This is a genomic window from Azospirillum sp. UENF 111221 (genome assembly GCF_058780625.1).
Genome location: NZ_JBSNCH010000005.1, coordinates 742,056 through 756,868 on the forward strand (window position 1 = coordinate 742,056; position 14,813 = coordinate 756,868).

16 protein-coding genes are annotated in these 14,813 nt (G+C 66.5%); 8 read left to right on the forward strand and 8 right to left on the reverse strand.

The window, feature by feature from the left end; genetic code table 11:
- The first annotated feature begins 40 nt into the window (after window positions 1-40).
- Both ACWPN3_RS17915 and ACWPN3_RS17920 read left to right on the forward strand, forming a co-directional pair.
- Complete coding sequence (locus ACWPN3_RS17915) at window positions 41-721, forward strand: carbonic anhydrase (protein WP_109452532.1); 681 nt, start codon at window positions 41-43, stop codon at window positions 719-721.
- 131 nt (window positions 722-852) lie between these two features.
- A complete protein-coding gene (locus tag ACWPN3_RS17920; protein WP_098739639.1) occupies window positions 853-1,113 on the forward strand; it encodes a hypothetical protein in 261 nt (86 codons plus the stop codon).
- Here ACWPN3_RS17920 and ACWPN3_RS17925 read toward each other — a convergent pair.
- Complete coding sequence (locus tag ACWPN3_RS17925; RefSeq protein WP_492240676.1) at window positions 1,089-2,864, reverse strand: tetratricopeptide repeat protein; 1,776 nt, start codon at window positions 2,862-2,864, stop codon at window positions 1,089-1,091. The genes ACWPN3_RS17920 and ACWPN3_RS17925 overlap by 25 nt on opposite strands.
- Before the next feature lie 183 nt (window positions 2,865-3,047).
- Between ACWPN3_RS17925 and ACWPN3_RS17930 the strand changes: the two genes are divergently transcribed.
- A complete protein-coding gene (locus tag ACWPN3_RS17930; protein WP_109452534.1) occupies window positions 3,048-3,461 on the forward strand; it encodes a hypothetical protein in 414 nt (137 codons plus the stop codon).
- Between the two features lies 1 nt (window position 3,462).
- Here ACWPN3_RS17930 and ACWPN3_RS17935 read toward each other — a convergent pair whose 3' ends face one another.
- Together ACWPN3_RS17935 and ACWPN3_RS17940 are read right to left on the reverse strand one after the other, a co-directional pair.
- Window positions 3,463-3,909, reverse strand: coding sequence for a TIGR02444 family protein (locus tag ACWPN3_RS17935; protein ID WP_492240677.1), 447 nt, complete (start codon window positions 3,907-3,909; stop codon window positions 3,463-3,465).
- A 20-nt stretch (window positions 3,910-3,929) separates the two neighbouring features.
- The gene (locus ACWPN3_RS17940; RefSeq protein WP_109096817.1) at window positions 3,930-5,024 is read right to left on the reverse strand and encodes an ATP-dependent 6-phosphofructokinase; all 1,095 of its coding nucleotides are present in this window, start codon (window positions 5,022-5,024) and stop codon (window positions 3,930-3,932) included.
- A 273-nt stretch (window positions 5,025-5,297) separates the two neighbouring features.
- On the opposite strand from ACWPN3_RS17940, the gene ACWPN3_RS17945 reads away from it, so the two are divergent.
- Window positions 5,298-5,498 carry a YdcH family protein gene (locus ACWPN3_RS17945; RefSeq protein WP_085089646.1) on the forward strand — a complete coding sequence of 67 codons (201 nt, stop codon included), beginning with the start codon at window positions 5,298-5,300 and terminating at the stop codon, window positions 5,496-5,498.
- 37 nt (window positions 5,499-5,535) lie between these two features.
- On the opposite strand, the gene ACWPN3_RS17950 is transcribed toward ACWPN3_RS17945, so the two are convergent.
- Complete coding sequence (locus ACWPN3_RS17950) at window positions 5,536-6,000, reverse strand: group III truncated hemoglobin (protein ID WP_247872882.1); 465 nt, start codon at window positions 5,998-6,000, stop codon at window positions 5,536-5,538.
- A 216-nt stretch (window positions 6,001-6,216) separates the two neighbouring features.
- Here ACWPN3_RS17950 and purE point away from each other — a divergent pair, with 216 nt between their 5' ends.
- The 4 genes from purE (at window position 6,217) to ACWPN3_RS17970 (ending at window position 11,755) form a co-directional block, all read left to right on the forward strand.
- Complete coding sequence (gene purE / locus ACWPN3_RS17955; protein ID WP_492240678.1) at window positions 6,217-6,753, forward strand: 5-(carboxyamino)imidazole ribonucleotide mutase; 537 nt, start codon at window positions 6,217-6,219, stop codon at window positions 6,751-6,753.
- Window positions 6,754-6,799: 46 nt separating this feature from the next.
- Window positions 6,800-7,924: a 5-(carboxyamino)imidazole ribonucleotide synthase gene (locus tag ACWPN3_RS17960; RefSeq protein WP_492240679.1), complete on the forward strand. Its 1,125-nt coding sequence runs from the start codon at window positions 6,800-6,802 to the stop codon at window positions 7,922-7,924.
- Between the two features lie 555 nt (window positions 7,925-8,479).
- Complete coding sequence (locus ACWPN3_RS17965) at window positions 8,480-9,670, forward strand: acyltransferase family protein (RefSeq protein WP_492240680.1); 1,191 nt, start codon at window positions 8,480-8,482, stop codon at window positions 9,668-9,670.
- Between the two features lie 333 nt (window positions 9,671-10,003).
- Complete coding sequence (locus ACWPN3_RS17970; RefSeq protein ID WP_492240681.1) at window positions 10,004-11,755, forward strand: EAL domain-containing protein; 1,752 nt, start codon at window positions 10,004-10,006, stop codon at window positions 11,753-11,755.
- A gap of 47 nt (window positions 11,756-11,802) precedes the next feature.
- On the opposite strand, the gene ACWPN3_RS17975 is transcribed toward ACWPN3_RS17970, so the two are convergent.
- The 4 genes from ACWPN3_RS17975 to fumC all read right to left on the reverse strand — a co-directional run bounded on the left by ACWPN3_RS17975 (window position 11,803) and on the right by fumC (window position 14,660).
- On the reverse strand, window positions 11,803-12,018 hold the full coding sequence (locus ACWPN3_RS17975; RefSeq protein WP_492240682.1) for a hypothetical protein: 216 nt from the start codon (window positions 12,016-12,018) through the stop codon (window positions 11,803-11,805).
- Window positions 12,019-12,155: 137 nt separating this feature from the next.
- Window positions 12,156-12,878, reverse strand: coding sequence for a DUF599 domain-containing protein (locus ACWPN3_RS17980; protein WP_492240683.1), 723 nt, complete (start codon window positions 12,876-12,878; stop codon window positions 12,156-12,158).
- Between the two features lie 94 nt (window positions 12,879-12,972).
- Window positions 12,973-13,179 carry a ribbon-helix-helix domain-containing protein gene (locus tag ACWPN3_RS17985; protein WP_109096824.1) on the reverse strand — a complete coding sequence of 69 codons (207 nt, stop codon included), beginning with the start codon at window positions 13,177-13,179 and terminating at the stop codon, window positions 12,973-12,975.
- 89 nt (window positions 13,180-13,268) lie between these two features.
- Window positions 13,269-14,660 carry a class II fumarate hydratase gene (gene fumC / locus ACWPN3_RS17990; protein ID WP_492261645.1) on the reverse strand — a complete coding sequence of 464 codons (1,392 nt, stop codon included), beginning with the start codon at window positions 14,658-14,660 and terminating at the stop codon, window positions 13,269-13,271.
- Window positions 14,661-14,813: the final 153 nt, after the last annotated feature.

Below are 14,813 nucleotides of genomic sequence, written 5' to 3' on the forward strand. Positions count from 1 at the left end.
GGCATCGCCGCCGGCCGGCGCCAAAGGGGAAAAGCCCATTATGCCCTTCAGCAGCAAACCGTCCGAGCCCATCCGCCAGCTTCTGGCCGGCATCAAGGCATTCCGCGCCCGCTATTATGAGCGGCGCCCCGACAGCATGCGGCAACTGGCGACCGAAGGGCAGCACCCGGAGGTCCTTCTGATCGGTTGCTCCGACAGCCGCGTCGACCCGGCGCTGCTGACGATGGCCGAACCCGGCGAGATGTTCGTCGTGCGCAACGTCGCCAACCTCGTCCCGCCCTACCAGCCCGACGGCGCCTATCACGGCACCTCGGCCGCCATCGAATATGCGGTCAAGGCGCTGAAGGTGTCGGAGATCATCGTGCTGGGCCATGCCAAGTGCGGCGGCATCCAGGGCCTGATCCGGCTGCGCGCCGGGCAGAAGGCGGAGGATGATTTCGTCTCTCCCTGGGTGTCCATCGCCGGCTCCGCGCTCGACCCCTATGTCGGGCCGGAAGGCTCCGAACAGGCGCGCGCCGATGCGGAGAAGCTGCAGAACACCCCGGCGGTGATCGAACGCGCCGCAGTGCGCGCGTCGGTCGAGAACCTGATGACCTTCCCCTTCGTGCGCGAAGGGGTGGAGGCCGGCACGCTGAACATCCATGGCTGGTGGTTCGACATCGAGTCGGGCGAGATGTGGGCGATCCATCCCGTCACCCGACTGTTCCAGCCGGTCGAGTGAGCGGCTCGGCGAGCCGTTTCAGGCCAGGAAGCGTTAACCCGAGCGCCGGCACGGGATTTGCTGGCCCCCTGCCCTGTTGAGGGCGAAGGAAAAACTCTCCTTCGCAATCCTCATAAGGGAAAGGGACTGCCATGAAGACCGCGCTCCGCTTCGTGATCGTCGCCGCCGTGCCGCTGGCGCTCGCCGCCTGCAACCAGACCAGCAGCAACAGTGGCGGTGGACTGTTCGGCAACAGCGGCGGCGGCGGGCTGTTCGGATCGGGAAATTCCGACTCCTACGCCCGCAACGGCCGCTGCGACGACCCGCGCTACAACACCTCCAACGGCGGCCACGCCGAGGCCGGGACCGACGATTACGACTGCTCCCGCTACGGCAACGGCCTGAAGCGCTGAGCCAGCGCCGCCAGCTCGGCGGCCATGCGCCTGGCGACCGCAGGCCAGTCGCCGGGCGCCGGCTGCCGGAACAGGCGGGCTGTCGGATACCAGGGGCTGTCGTCACGGCCGGTCAGCCAGCGCCAGTCCGCCGAGAAGGGCAGCGCCACCCACAGCGGCACGCCCAGCGCGCCGGCGAGATGGGCCGGCCCGGTGCAGGACGACACCACCAGATCCAGGTTCGCCATGATCGCCGCGGTGTCGGCGAAGTCCGAGATGGCGGTCCCCAGATCGGTGAAGCTGTCCGGCAGGACGCTCTCGGCAAGGCCGGCGCGTCCCGGCCCCATCTGCAATCCATAGAACCGGCAGCCCGGCACATCGAACAGGCCGCGCAGTCCGGCGAGCCTCGGCGAGCGCTCCTCGTCGCCGGGGAAGCGCGGGTTGCCGGCCCAGACGACGCCGACGCGCAGCCCGTCCCGCCGCCCCAGCCGCTCCCGCCAACGGGCGATCCGCGCCGGGTCAGGGCGCAGGTAGGGGGTGTCGGCGGGCACGCTGTCGAGATCGGTGGCGAAGGCGCGCGGCAGGCTCATCAGCGGAGATTCGAGATCGAAAGGCGGCAGCGGATCGCCACGCGCGATGATCTCCGCCGCCCCCTCAAGCCCGGCCATCAGGGGCATCAACGGCCGCTGCACCTCCAGCACCACCCGGCCGCCGCGGGCCGCCACCAGCGGGACATAGCGCAGGAACTGCAGCGTGTCGCCCAGCCCCTGCTCGGCATAGAGCAGGATGCTGCGGCCGTTCAGCGGCTCGCCCTGCCACAGCGGCTGAGGGAACGGCCGCCAGGGCGGATCGGCATGGGCGTCACGGCGGCGCCAGTCGAACTCTGGCCAGCCGCCCCGGTAATCGCCGGCCATCAGCCGGGCGAAGCCGAGATTCCAGTGCAGACCGACATCCTCCGGCCGGTCGGCCAGCGCACGCTCGAACTCGACGGCAGCCTGCGCCGGGCGGGCCATGGCGACCAGGGCGATGCCCCGCGCCGCATGGACCGACGGGCCCGGTCTCAGGCTCTCCGCCGCGGCGAAGGCCTCCAGCGACTCCGGGAAGCGGGCGAGCTTGGCCAGGACGGCGCCCAACACCTCCCACGGCTCGGCGGCAGTGCGGTCAATGGTCAGCGAGTCACGGGCGGCGGACTCGGCCTCCATCCGCCGACGTTGGACTGCCAGGGCGGCGGCAAGGGTCGCAAGTGCAACAGCAGACCGGGCGTTCAGGCCCAACGAGCGGCGGGCACAGCGTTCGGCCGCCCTTGCATCGCCGCAGGACAGCAAGGCGGCGGCCCGGTTCGCCAGCGCATCGGCATGATCGGGCGCCAGGGCCAGCGCAAGGCCGGCGGCCGTCAGCGCGGCCGGCACCTGTCCCAGCCGGCGCAACGCGCCGGCGCGGCTGGCATGGGCATCGGCGAGGTCCGGCATCAGGCGCAGCGCCCGGCCATAGTGCCGCACGGCGGCGTCGAGGGCGCCGGCGGACTGCTCGACTCCGGCGAGGTTCGACAGCCCGCCGGCCCCGTCGGGACGCAGCGCCACGGCAAGGCGCAGGCACCGGTGCGCCGCCGCCTGACGGCCAGTCTGCGCGGCGAGCACCCCCAGAAGCTGCATGGCGTCGGCATATTCGGGGTCGGCGCCGAGGATTCGGCGGTAGATGTCCTCCGCCTCCGCCACGCGGCCCGCCTGATGGTGGTCCAGCGCGATCAGCAGAGCCTGTGACAAAGTAACCATCGGGTCTCTTATAAGATGACGGGCTTGCTACCGGGATCCGGATCATGCCCTTCCGGCACCCGGCCGGTCCAGCCGGGCCTACGTCTGAAATCGTCGCAAACGGTCACAGAATTGGGTTTTTCCCTGGATTGTCATGATGCTGACCCATCGTTATTGTCCGCGCCGTTCTTCGAGGAGCGGATCATGACCACCCGCCCAATCCGGGCACTCTGCCACTCCGGCCTCCGCCGGGTTACTCTCGCCGCCGCCCTGACCGTCTGTTTCGGGATCGCCGCCGCGCAGGCCAATGAGGGCGCCAAGCCGAACGGCTGCCCATGGGCCCAGGATGTGACGCTGGAAATCAACGGCAAGACACTGACCCTGAAGCAGGATGCCTTCACCACCACCAGCCCCGAACCGCTGGAGATCGAGCAGTTCAAGGTGTTCCCGTTGATTGACCAGTTGAAGCTGCGCATCATCGGACCGAAGGGACGCGAATGGGAGGCGGCGCTGACCCGCCTGGTCAGCGGCAAGCGGTGCAGCGCCTTCTATGCCGGCAAGCCGGTGCTGGTGTCCAACACCGTGCGCGATCCGAACGAACTGATCCTGAACCGTTAGATCAGTCCCCCAGCATTCCCAGCAGGTCATCCAATGCCGGGTCGCCGCCGGGCACCAGCAGCGCCATGTTGGCGGCGGCAAGCTCAACGCCGCCGCCCGGTTGCGGGATGAAGCCCGCCGTGGCGAACAATCGGTCCTGCTGGACCCGCTCGGCCTCCAGTTCCGCGGCCTTCATGCGCCGGTAGAAGACCTCGTCCTCCGCTTTGGCACGGCGGCGCAGGGCGCGGAGCGGACGCACCACCTCGTCGCGCCAGCCGGCGACCGCCTCGTCGAGGCGAACCAACTCCTCGGCCGACAGGCGGATGCCGCACTCCAGGCCGGCCCAGGCGGCGAACAGCAGCACATTCACGTCGACCCCGCGCCGGTCCTGAAGGGACAGGCAGCAGGCCGGTACCCCCGGCCGCCCATAGACGGCCAGGGAAAAGTCCCAGAAGGGATTTGCGGACATTCCGCCCATCGCCACAAGGATCAGTCGCCGAAGCTGATGTTCAGGCCGCGGGCCGTCTTCACCAGCGCGCCGTCCAGCTCGACGCAGGAATAATGCTCGATCGCCTCGGTGATCGGCACGTCGATGACGCCGCGGTTGGACCAGGCGACCATGCGGTTGAACTTGCCCTCCGCGATCAGATCGACGGCATGGACGCCGAAGGCCGACGCGATCAGGCGGTCGCGCGGGCTGGGCATGCTGCCGCGCTGGACGTGGCCCAGCACGGTGACGCGGGTTTCAGCCCCGGTGGCGTCGGCGATCTTCTCGCCGATATAGTCGCCGATGCCGCCATAGCGCTTCTCACCGCCCTGAAGGATCTTCTTGACCCCGGTGCCTTCCAGCGTCTTCACCGCTTCCGACACCACGACCAGGGCGAAGTTGCGGCCGGAGTCGCGCACGCTCTGGATCTTGGCGGCGATGCTTTCGATGGAATAGGGGATCTCCGGGATCAGGATCACGTCGGCCCCGCCGGCGATGCCGGCCGCCAGCGCGATGTGTCCGGCATCGCGGCCCATCACCTCCAGCACCATCACGCGGTGGTGGCTGGCCGCGGTCGGCTGCAGGCGGTCCAGCGCCTCCACCGCCACGGCGACGGCGGTGTCGTAACCGACCGACACCTCGGTCTTGCCCAGGTCGTTGTCAATGGTCTTGGGCACGCCCACCATCGGGAAGCCGCCCTTCTGCGCCAGCTTGTGCAGGATGGCGAAGCTGCCGTCGCCGCCGATGCCGATCAGCGCGTCCAGCCCGAGTTCGCGGTAGCCGCCAATGATCTCGTCGGAACGGTCCTTCAGCGTGCCGTCGGGCATCGGATAGGCGAAGGGGTCGCCGCGGTTGGTCGTGCCCAGGATGGTGCCACCCTGGCGCATCATGTGGCCGTCGACAGAGCCGAGATCGAGCGTCTGGTACTGCACCGGGCGCTGGAGAAGGCCTTGGGTGCCTTCCTTGATGCCCAGCACCTGCCAGCCATAGCCGGTGGCGCGGTGGACCACCGCACGGATGACCGCGTTCAGCCCGGCGCAATCGCCGCCGCTGGTCAGGATGCCGATGCGCTTGCCGGCTTTATTAGGGGCAGTCATTGAGGGTTTCCCGTCCCGTTCGCCTGTTCATTGAAATGGACCACCATGTTACCGGATCAGAACTTTCCCGCAATCGTTGCCCGCATCCGCAAAGGGGGCATTGCGCCCGCGGCACCCATCCGCAACTACTTCAGGCATGCCAAAGGTCCGAGCCAGCGGTTTGGCGGTGCGGTACCGCCGGAAATCTGGTATAGTCCGGCCCGCCCAGCCAAAGGGTCACCCGCAAGAGCACCCCCGACCCACCCGGGGCAACGGCCATTCCTAACGGGCGCGATGAACGAGCAAGAGATTTTGAAGGAAAAGCTGGCGAGCTTGCGCAGCGAGCACCGCGACCTGGACGATGTCATCGCCCGGCTGGTCGAACGTGCGCCCTACGACCAGTTGCAGATGCAACGGCTGAAGAAGCGCAAGCTGATGCTGAAGGACCAGATCATGGTCCTAGAGAGCCGGCTGCTGCCGGACATCATCGCTTAATCATTCCCTCTCCCAGGACGGGAGAGGGAGAACCTCGTCACCCCTTCTTGGGCACGGTGAAGAACTGGATGCCCATCTGGAAGCTGCGGGCGATGTTCTCGGCCTTGCCGATCAGGAAATTGGCGCCTTCGGCCGGCAGGACCTCGTGGGCGGTCTGGCGGAACAGGCCCAGCCAGCGTTCAAAATGCGGCGGCTCCAGCCCCAGCGAGATGTGGACCGGCATCGGACGCCCGTCGTAGCGCTGGGTCAGCAGGGCGATGGACGACCAGAAATCCATCATCTTGCGCAGGTGCGGCTCCCAATCGGTGATGGCACGGCCAAAGATCGGGCCAAGCTCCTCGTCCTTCATGATCTTGCCGTAGAAGGTCCGCACCAGCGTCTCGATCGACGCCTCGTCGATGCCGACGGCGGCCATCCGTTCCTCCGCCATGGCGGTGCGGATGTCGCGGTGTTCCTTGCGCTGGGTGTCGCCGAGGTCTTCGCCGGAAACGGGGTCGGTCATGCGATGGGTCCGCCGAGTGAATTGAGCAGGGTCTATCCGGTCCATATAAGGCGGCACCATAAAGTGGAACCATGTTCCGCCGGAAGGGCCGGAATGTCGCAGCCGCAGGGTGGGATTCGTGGCACGCAGGCGCTGAGGAACGGCGCCGCCTCTGGACAGAAGCCCGACTCTTCCTATAATGCGCCGCTTTCCGGACCTTGAGGAAAGCGCCAGGCCGTGACCGCCGACCACTCCCCCAACAGCACCGCTTCGGCTGCCGGCGTCCAGCCGCTGGTCGGCATCATCATGGGCAGCCAGTCCGACTGGACGACGATGAAACACGCCGCCGACACGCTGGCGGCGCTGGGCGTCCCGCACGAGGTCCGCATCGTTTCCGCCCACCGCACCCCGCACCGGCTGGTGGAATACGCCACCACCGCCAAGGCGCGCGGGCTGAAGGTGGTGATCGCCGGGGCCGGTGGCGCCGCCCATCTGCCGGGCATGGCCGCGTCGATGACGCCGCTGCCGGTCTTGGGCGTGCCGGTCGAAAGCCACGCGCTGAAGGGCATGGACAGCCTGCTGTCCATCGTGCAGATGCCGGGCGGCGTGCCGGTCGGCACGCTGGCCATCGGCAAGGCCGGCGCCATCAACGCCGCCTTGCTGGCCGGCTCTGTCATAGCATTGATGGACCCGGCGGTGGCCGACGCGCTGGACGGTTGGCGCGCCCGCCAGACCGCCGCGGTCGCCGAAGCCCCCGTCGACGATCCTGCCTGATAACTGGCCTGATCACTGGCCCGGACAACTTGAAAGCCTCACCGTCATGACCGGCACCCCATCCGGCACTCCCCTGCCCCGCCTCGCCCCCGGCTCCACCATCGGCATGCTGGGTGCCGGACAGCTCGGCCGGATGACGGCGCTGGCCGCGGCACGTCTGGGCTACAAGACCCATGTCTACGCCCCCGACGCGTCCGACAGCCCGGCGGCGCAGGTCAGCGCCGCCGCGACCGTCGCCGGCTGGGACGATCTGGAGGCGCTGGAGCGCTTCGCCCGCTCGGTCGATGCGGTGACGCTGGAGTGGGAGAATGTGCCGGTCGCCACGGCCGAGCATCTGCGCCGCTTCACCAACCTGAACCCAGGCCCGAACGTGCTGTCGGTGGCGCAGGATCGCATCGCGGAAAAGAGCTTCGTCAACGCGCTGGGCATCGCCACCGCTCCCTGGCGCGCCGCCAACAGCGCCGAGGAGGTCGCCCGCGCGGTGGCCGAAGTCGGTCCGCGCTGCGTGCTGAAATCGACGCGGCTCGGCTATGACGGCAAGGGCCAGGCCCGGCTGGACAGCGGCAGCGATCCGGCTGCCGCCTGGGCTAGCATCGGCGGCGGCAAACCCGGCGTGGAGGGCATCGTCGAGGGCTTTGTCACCTTCGCCTGCGAAGTGTCGGTGATCGTCGCCCGCGGCGCCGACGGCGCGATGGTCGCCTATCCGGCGGTGGAGAACCGGCACAAGGACGGCATCCTCGACGTCACCATAGCACCCGCCGCGCCGGAAAAGGTGTCGGCGGCAACCGCGGCGGAGGCCGACCGCATCGCGCGGCGCATCGCCGAGGCCCTGGATCTGGTCGGTGTGCTGGCGGTGGAGATGTTCGTCACCGCCGATGGCGCCGTGCTGGTCAACGAGATGGCGCCGCGCCCGCACAATTCCGGCCACTGGACCATGGACGCCTGCGCCACCTGCCAGTTCGAACAGCTCGTCCGCGCCGTCTGTGGCCTGCCGCTGGGCTCGGTGGAGCGGGTGGCCGATGCCGAGATGACCAACCTGATCGGCGACGACGTGCTGAGCTGGCCGGAATTGCTGGCCGAGCCCGGCGCCCGGCTGCACCTGTACGGCAAGGCGGAAGCCCGGCCCGGCCGCAAGATGGGCCACGTCAACCGGCTGTTCCCACGGCGCTGACGCCGGCACCGTGGCAGAAGCCGAAAGGCCCCGCGACCGGCACGGTCGGCGGGGCCTTTTCTATTTGGACGGAGGCTCGGTCCCGTCGCCACCGACGTGCAGCCACTGCACGCGCTGCGCCGGCGGATGGACATCACCGGTTTCTCGGCCGCGACGGGACGGCTGGAGAATGGCGGTTGAGCCTGCCCGGCTCAAGGCCGAAAGAGCGCAACCTGAAGGCGCAAGCAGCGTACCGCTTCCAAGACAATCAAACGGTGTTTCAGGCTCCAGCCAGATATGGTGCCGCTCACAACGGGTAGGGCCGCCCGCGGCCGGACAAATCCGCGGTCCTCAGGAAGCGGGCATTCCATCGCCACAACCTTTCGGAGGTAATCACCGGCTGGCGTTCGGAATAAGCCTGATTTCCGCTTTTTGGTTGCGGTTCCGACATTTACGTTCAGCCAACGGTAATCGGGCGAATAATCCCCATCGCCAAGCAAATATCACCTTTTGCAGCAAAAATATCGGCAGCCAGCGTGAAATGGTTGAGACAATACGCCAATCTGGAGATCCGAAATGCGCTTTCCAGTTCTCGACGGCTGGCGCGGCTTATGCGCCGTGTTCGTCGCATTATTTCACTTCAACGCTTCAGGACATTTCTACCTCGTTCCGTTCGTTCGCGGTAGTTATTTGTTTGTGGATTTCTTTTTTGTCCTCAGCGGTTTCGTCATCACCCACGCGTATATCCACCGCTTAAACTCGACCGCGGACGGCAGGAATTTTCTGGTCAGACGCCTTGGCCGGGTCTGGCCGCTGCATGCCGCCACCCTGATCGCCTTCATTCCGCTGGAGATCGTGAAGGCATTGGCGGTCAGCGGCGAGACGGCTGCCTTCACCGCCCGCTTCGCGCCTTCCTCCATTCTCAGCAACCTGTTCCTTGTGCATTCCCTAGGCATCGAGGACGGGTTGACCTGGAACATTCCGAGCTGGTCGATCAGCGCCGAGTTCCTCGCTTACGTCACCTTCGCAGCGCTCTGCCTGCTGGCCCGCCGCACATGGCTGGTGACGATGTCGGCGGTGGCGCTGTCGGCAGCCGGAGCCTTCGTGGTCATGGGATGGTCCGACCAATACATAGACACCAGCTTCGACTTTGGATATTTCCGCTGCCTCTATGGTTTCTTCACCGGCCACGTGGCGTATCGGCTGTTCCAGGCGGCCCGCGGCACCGGACTGTCCAGGCTGTCGTTGCGGTGCCCGACAGCCGGGTCGCCGATAGCCGGACTGAGCGAGGGGCTCAGCCTTGCCGCGGTGATCGTCTTCGTTGCAACGGCGCGCGGGAATGCCCTGTCCTATGCCTCCCCCCTGCTGTTCGGTTTGGTCGTTTGGGTGTTCGCCTTTGAAGGCGGGGTGATTTCCCGGCTGCTGGCGATGCGGCCTTTCCAATGGCTGGGCGCCCGCTCCTATTCCGTCTACATGGTGCATGCGCTGGTCATCGCGCTGTACGAGAAGGCGGCGGTCGCAATGCAGAGGCTGTCGGGCCAGCCGATGTTCATCGAACAGGCGGCCGACGGCGCTGAAGACCGGCTGATCTTCTTCGGTGCCACCTGGATGATGGATCTTCTGGCGCTCGCCTATCTGGGGACGGTGGTCGCGGTCGCCAGCCTGACCCACCGCTTCGTGGAGATACCCGGACAATCCAGCTTCAACGCCTTGCTGCTGAAGCGGCGCAAGCCTGCGGTCCGGCCGGCGACGGTGGAAGTTGCCTGACCTGCTTAACCATGTTGCATGACGAGGCGACTCTGGATCAAAGACCCGATGGGGTCGCCTGTTCATGCCTGACGCCATCGACAAATATCATTTCGACACCGGAACGATTCAGTCAATTTCTTGGTGACGTTGCCAATCGCAGTCATGAGCATCCGGCAAAGTTACTTCGGGTATTTTGCATTTACGAAATAGATGTCTCAAATTGCCGCGTTCGAGCCGGACGAAGGTCATTTCCCATCGATGCGGCTTTTATCTCGTATCAATATTGGTTACTCTCTGTTGCATTCAGGAAGAAACTCTCTAAACTTTGATGTAATTTGTAGTCGGATGACGATGCCCTTGTCGCAGGAAAGCGCAGGTCGCTCCCCTCCCCCGATCGGACCGGCCGTCACCCCGGCCTCCGGTGCGGCCGGCCATCGCCGTCCACAGTCCAGCCGCGACCGCGACCGCTTCGTCGGTTTTGCCTTCGCCGCCGCCGATCTGCTGATCGAATCGGACCCCCACGGCAACATCCTGTTTTCCGCCGGCGCCCGCTGCCGGCTGACCAGGGGCGAGGTCGGCGGGCTGGTCGGCAGCAACCTGATGGAGGTGGTGGCCCCCGGCGACCGCAAATACGTCCATGTCCTGTTCGACCGCATCCGCGAAAAGGCGCGGATCAAGCCATCGCGCGTGATGTTCCAGGCCTTCGACGGTCAGCAGTTCCCGGCACTGCTCGGCGGCTGCCGGCTCGATTCCTGTCCCGGTTCCCTGTTCCTCACCGTGCTGCTGACCGCTCCGGCCCGTGGCAACGGCGGCAGTGGGTCGGTGACGGCGGCCCAGGGTGAACTGCTCGACCAGTGCGGCTTCGCCGGCATCCTGGAGGAGCGCATCCACGCTGCGCGCGAACGGGGACTGGAGCAGGGGCTGACCCTGCTGCTGGTCGAAGGCTTGCAGGCGATGGTGGACTCGATGCCGGAGGGAGCGGCGGCGGAGGTGCGCGAGGGCATCGATGCCTATCTGCGCGGCATCTCCGCCGACGGCGACAGTGCCGGACAGCTGACCGGCGACCGCTACGGCATCGTGCATGCCGCCGACATCGACGGGCGCGAGGTCCAGGGCCACATCGCCCAGATCATCGAGGCGGCGGGCGGTGCCCTACCCGGCGGCATCCGGTCCTGGACGCTGGACATGGCCGACGACCGGCTGGACGCCGCGGATGCCGCCCGCGCGCTGGTCTACACCGTGCAGGCCTTCGCCTCTGCGCAAGGCGGCGAGTTCACCATCTCCAGCCTGGAGGATGGTGCCAACCGCCTGATGGCTGGGGCGGTGGAGCGGATCGGGCAGCTGCGGGCCACCATCGACAACCGCGACTTCGTCGTCGTTTACCAGCCGATCGTCGACATCGGCACCGGTGCCGTCCACCATCTGGAGGCGCTGACCCGGGTCGAGGGGATGAGTTCGCCGGCCGACTTCATCACCTTCGCCGAGGATGTCGGGCTGATCTACGACTTCGACCTGCTGCTGACCCGCACGGTGCTGGACACGCTGCAGCAATTCCGCAAGGAACCGAAGCTGCCCGATGTGGCGATCAACCTGTCGGCCAAGACGCTGATGAGCCCGATCTTCTTCAAGCAGTTCCAGTCGGTCGTCGCCCCATACGGCGATCTGGCCTCGAAGCTGCTCATCGAAGTGACGGAAACCGTCGTCGTCACCGACATCGCCAAGCTGAACGAGGTGTTGCAGAAGCTGCGCGAAAGCGGCTTCCGCATCTGCCTGGACGATGTCGGCGCCGGCTCCACCAGCTTCCAGTCGCTGTACGGCATCCAGGCCGACTATGCAAAGATCGACGGCAAGTTCGTCCGCGGCGCCGTGAACAGCCCGCGCGACATGGCAATGCTGCGCAGCATGGTCGATGTCTGCCGCCAGCTGGGACTGGAGCTGATCGGCGAGCAGGTGGAGGAGACGGTGCACGCCGAGCTGCTGAACGGCTTGGGCGTGTCCTTTGCCCAGGGCTTCCTGTTCAGCCGGCCGTCGAGCGACTTCGCCTATTTCGCCAAGGACTGGTCGAAGGTGCGCGGCGGCGGCAAGGTGCTGCTGAAGGGCTGAGGCGGAGGGACTGGCGGGCGCGGACCTGCCGGACCGCCGGTCCGGCCTCAGGCGAGAACCGCCGACCGGCTGAAGCCGCTGAACACGCCCATTTCCTCGATGCTGTGGACTTGGTCGAGCCGATGACGGGCCGCGTTCAGAAGCTCCCGGTTGCGCGCCAGCGTGTCGCGGCCGGCATAACCGTCGCGCAGATGCACACGGTTCAGCAAGGCTTCCGCCTGGTCCAGGGCTTCCATAATGGTCACTGCAGTATCGGCGTCCATCGTCGTTCCCTTGTTCGCTGCGTCGCACCGGCAAGCTGTCGTGCGCTCCTCAATGACCCGACCTTAGCCGCCGCAACTCGCCGCCAGGTAGAGGACGTTTGGTCGCATGTACAAGATAACGTGTTGGATTTTATTCGTTATTTTGCTTTGCTTGACTCGTTTCTCTCCAACCATTGGGTCTGCACGCGGATGACCTTCTCGGTTGCGGAAAACGCCTGCCGGCGGGTGAGAACGAAAACGACGCCGCTGGACGCGGCGATCAGCGGAATCGGGCCGATGATCCAGACCAGGGCCGCCAATGCGAAGTAATAGGCGCGGATGCCCCCGTTCAGCGCGACGATGGCCAGGGTCAGCGCCTCGCTGATGGTCCGGGCGATCTCCCGGCGGTCCTGCGGCGGCACCGGCGGCATCGGCGCGGAGCCGATCAGGGCGCAGCAGTAATTGTACTGGCGCAGCGCCCAGGTGAACTTGAAGAAGCCGAAGGTGAAGATCACCACCATCAGCAGCATCTTGATCTCGAACATCTGGTGCGAGGTCGGGACGGCGAAGGACAGGTCCGAAATCACCTGCTGCGCCCGCTCCGCCGCACCGAAGGTGCCGATCAACCCGGCCAACACCAGCATGTTGGTGGAGGCGAAGAAGGTGCAGCTGTGCATGGTATGGCCGAACAGCTGCGCGTCCATGATGCGGTTGTCGCGCTCCAGCATCCGCTCGATCCAGTGGCGGCGCACGATCCGCAGATGCCGGTTCACAACGTTGCGGTTGGACAGCAGATGGTCCTGGGTGACGGTGAAGCCGACCCAGGAGCCGATGAACCAGACGAAGGCGACGATGTCGAGCGTGGTGACGTCTGGCGGCATGGCGGCGGGGTCTTGGCAAGGTGACGGGGGGAGCAGGCACCCGTGTACGCCGGCAATGGGCGGGTGTCCACCTGCGGGTATCCGAGAGGCCCCCCTACTCCCCGCGCGCCTGCACCGCTTTCAGCACGTGGACACGGATGGCGCTAGACAGGTTGCCGGTCCGGGTCTGGTCGATCTCCTCGATCAGGGCATTGACCGACAGGCCGCGGGACTGCGCCACCGATTTCAGGGAGTCCCAGAACTCTTCCTCGAGGGAGACGCTGGTGGGATGGCCGGCGATCAGGACCGAACGCTTCTTCATGGTCACTCAACGCATCGCAGTGGGAGATGGGGGTGGTCAGAGGAAGGCCGGCGCGGCCGGGATAACTCACCCCCACCCTAACCCCAAGCTTAGCCTGGACCAACCATCCGTTCGGGGCGAACCCATTGATCGAATTGCTCATCCGTCAGGAGTCCGAGTTCCCGCCCGGCCTCCTTTAGACTTGTCCCTTCCTTGTGGGCCTTCTTGGCGATCTTCGCCGCATTGTCATAGCCGATGTGCGGGTTCAGCGCCGTCACCAGCATCAGGCTGTCCGACACCAGCTTGGCGATGCGCTCGCGGTTGGCCTCGATTCCCACCACGCAATTGTCGGTGAAGCTGGTCGCGGCGTCGGCCAGCAGGCGGATCGACTGCAGGACGTTGAAGGCGATCACCGGCTTGAACACGTTCAGCTCGAAATGGCCGGTGGCGCCGGCGACGGTCACGGTGGTGTGGTTGCCCATAACCTGGGCACAGACCATCGTCATCGCCTCCGACTGGGTCGGGTTGACCTTGCCCGGCATGATGGAGGATCCCGGCTCGTTCTCCGGCAGCGACAGCTCGCCGATGCCCGAGCGCGGACCGGATCCCAGGAGGCGGATGTCGTTGGCGATCTTCATCAGAGACACTGCCAGCGTGTTCAGGTGGCCGTGCACGTCGACCAGCGAATCGTGGGTTGCCAGCGCCTCGAACTTGTTCTCTGCGGTGACGAAGGGAAGGCCGGTGAAGGCCGCCACCTCCTTGGCGAAGGCTTCGGCGAAGCCCGGCTTGGCATTCAGGCCGGTGCCGACCGCGGTGCCGCCCTGGGCCAGCCGGTAGAGCTGCGGCAGCGCGCCCTTCACCCGGCCGATGCCGTAGGAGATCTGGGCGGCATAGCCGGAGAACTCCTGCCCCAGCGTCAGCGGCGTGGCATCCTGGAGATGGGTGCGACCGATCTTGACGATGTCCTGGAAGGCGTCGGCCTTGGCGTCGAGCGCCGTGCGCAGATGCTCCAGCGCCGGGATCAGGCTGTGCACGATCTCGTCGGCCGCCGCGATGTGCATGGCGGTGGGGAAGCTGTCGTTCGACGACTGCCCCATGTTGACATGGTCGTTGGGATGGATCGGGGTCTTCGCTCCCATGGTGCCGCCCAGCCGCTCGATGGCGCGGTTGGCGATCACCTCGTTGGCGTTCATGTTGGTCTGGGTGCCGGACCCGGTCTGCCAGACCACCAGCGGGAAGTGATCGGCCAGCCGGCCGTCGATCACCTCGTCCGCCGCCTCCATGATGGCGGCGCCGAGTTTCGGATCGAGCACGCCCAGCTTCATGTTGGCGGCGGCGGAGGCACGCTTCTGGATGCCCAATGCGCGCACCAGCGGCACCGGCATGCGCTCCCCGCCGATGCGGAAATTCTGAAGCGAGCGCTGGGTCTGAGCGCCCCAGTAACGGTCGGCCGGAACGTCTATGGGGCCGAAGCTGTCGGTTTCGGTGCGGACACCGCTCATGGTCGGACCTTTCCTGATCGCCGCTTTTCACGGGTGGAACGGGTTGCAACTGCCCCCGCCCCGCCTGATCTTTGCGGTGGACACCGGAACGGCAAGGGCCGGGACTGCGCAGGCCAGGGACACGTTCAAAGCGGGAGCTTGAGCGACTCGGCG

What these genes read in the sequence shown, in the direction of transcription:
- ACWPN3_RS17920 (WP_098739639.1), top strand. Translation starts at nt 853, where the DNA reads ATGAAGACCGCGCTCCGCTTCGTGATCGTCGCCGCCGTGCCGCTGGCG.
- ACWPN3_RS17945 (WP_085089646.1), top strand. Translation starts at nt 5,298, where the DNA reads ATGAACGAGCAAGAGATTTTGAAGGAAAAGCTGGCGAGCTTGCGCAGC.
- ACWPN3_RS17950 (WP_247872882.1), bottom strand. Translation starts at nt 6,000, where the DNA reads ATGACCGACCCCGTTTCCGGCGAAGACCTCGGCGACACCCAGCGCAAG.
- ACWPN3_RS17980 (WP_492240683.1), bottom strand. Translation starts at nt 12,878, where the DNA reads ATGCCGCCAGACGTCACCACGCTCGACATCGTCGCCTTCGTCTGGTTC.
- ACWPN3_RS17935 (WP_492240677.1), bottom strand. Translation starts at nt 3,909, where the DNA reads ATGTCCGCAAATCCCTTCTGGGACTTTTCCCTGGCCGTCTATGGGCGG.
- ACWPN3_RS17940 (WP_109096817.1), bottom strand. Translation starts at nt 5,024, where the DNA reads ATGACTGCCCCTAATAAAGCCGGCAAGCGCATCGGCATCCTGACCAGC.
- ACWPN3_RS17975 (WP_492240682.1), bottom strand. Translation starts at nt 12,018, where the DNA reads ATGGACGCCGATACTGCAGTGACCATTATGGAAGCCCTGGACCAGGCG.
- ACWPN3_RS17925 (WP_492240676.1), bottom strand. Translation starts at nt 2,864, where the DNA reads ATGGTTACTTTGTCACAGGCTCTGCTGATCGCGCTGGACCACCATCAG.
- ACWPN3_RS17960 (WP_492240679.1), top strand. Translation starts at nt 6,800, where the DNA reads ATGACCGGCACCCCATCCGGCACTCCCCTGCCCCGCCTCGCCCCCGGC.
- ACWPN3_RS17930 (WP_109452534.1), top strand. Translation starts at nt 3,048, where the DNA reads ATGACCACCCGCCCAATCCGGGCACTCTGCCACTCCGGCCTCCGCCGG.
- fumC (WP_492261645.1), bottom strand. Translation starts at nt 14,660, where the DNA reads ATGAGCGGTGTCCGCACCGAAACCGACAGCTTCGGCCCCATAGACGTT.
- ACWPN3_RS17970 (WP_492240681.1), top strand. Translation starts at nt 10,004, where the DNA reads ATGCCCTTGTCGCAGGAAAGCGCAGGTCGCTCCCCTCCCCCGATCGGA.
- ACWPN3_RS17985 (WP_109096824.1), bottom strand. Translation starts at nt 13,179, where the DNA reads ATGAAGAAGCGTTCGGTCCTGATCGCCGGCCATCCCACCAGCGTCTCC.
- ACWPN3_RS17965 (WP_492240680.1), top strand. Translation starts at nt 8,480, where the DNA reads ATGCGCTTTCCAGTTCTCGACGGCTGGCGCGGCTTATGCGCCGTGTTC.
- ACWPN3_RS17915 (WP_109452532.1), top strand. Translation starts at nt 41, where the DNA reads ATGCCCTTCAGCAGCAAACCGTCCGAGCCCATCCGCCAGCTTCTGGCC.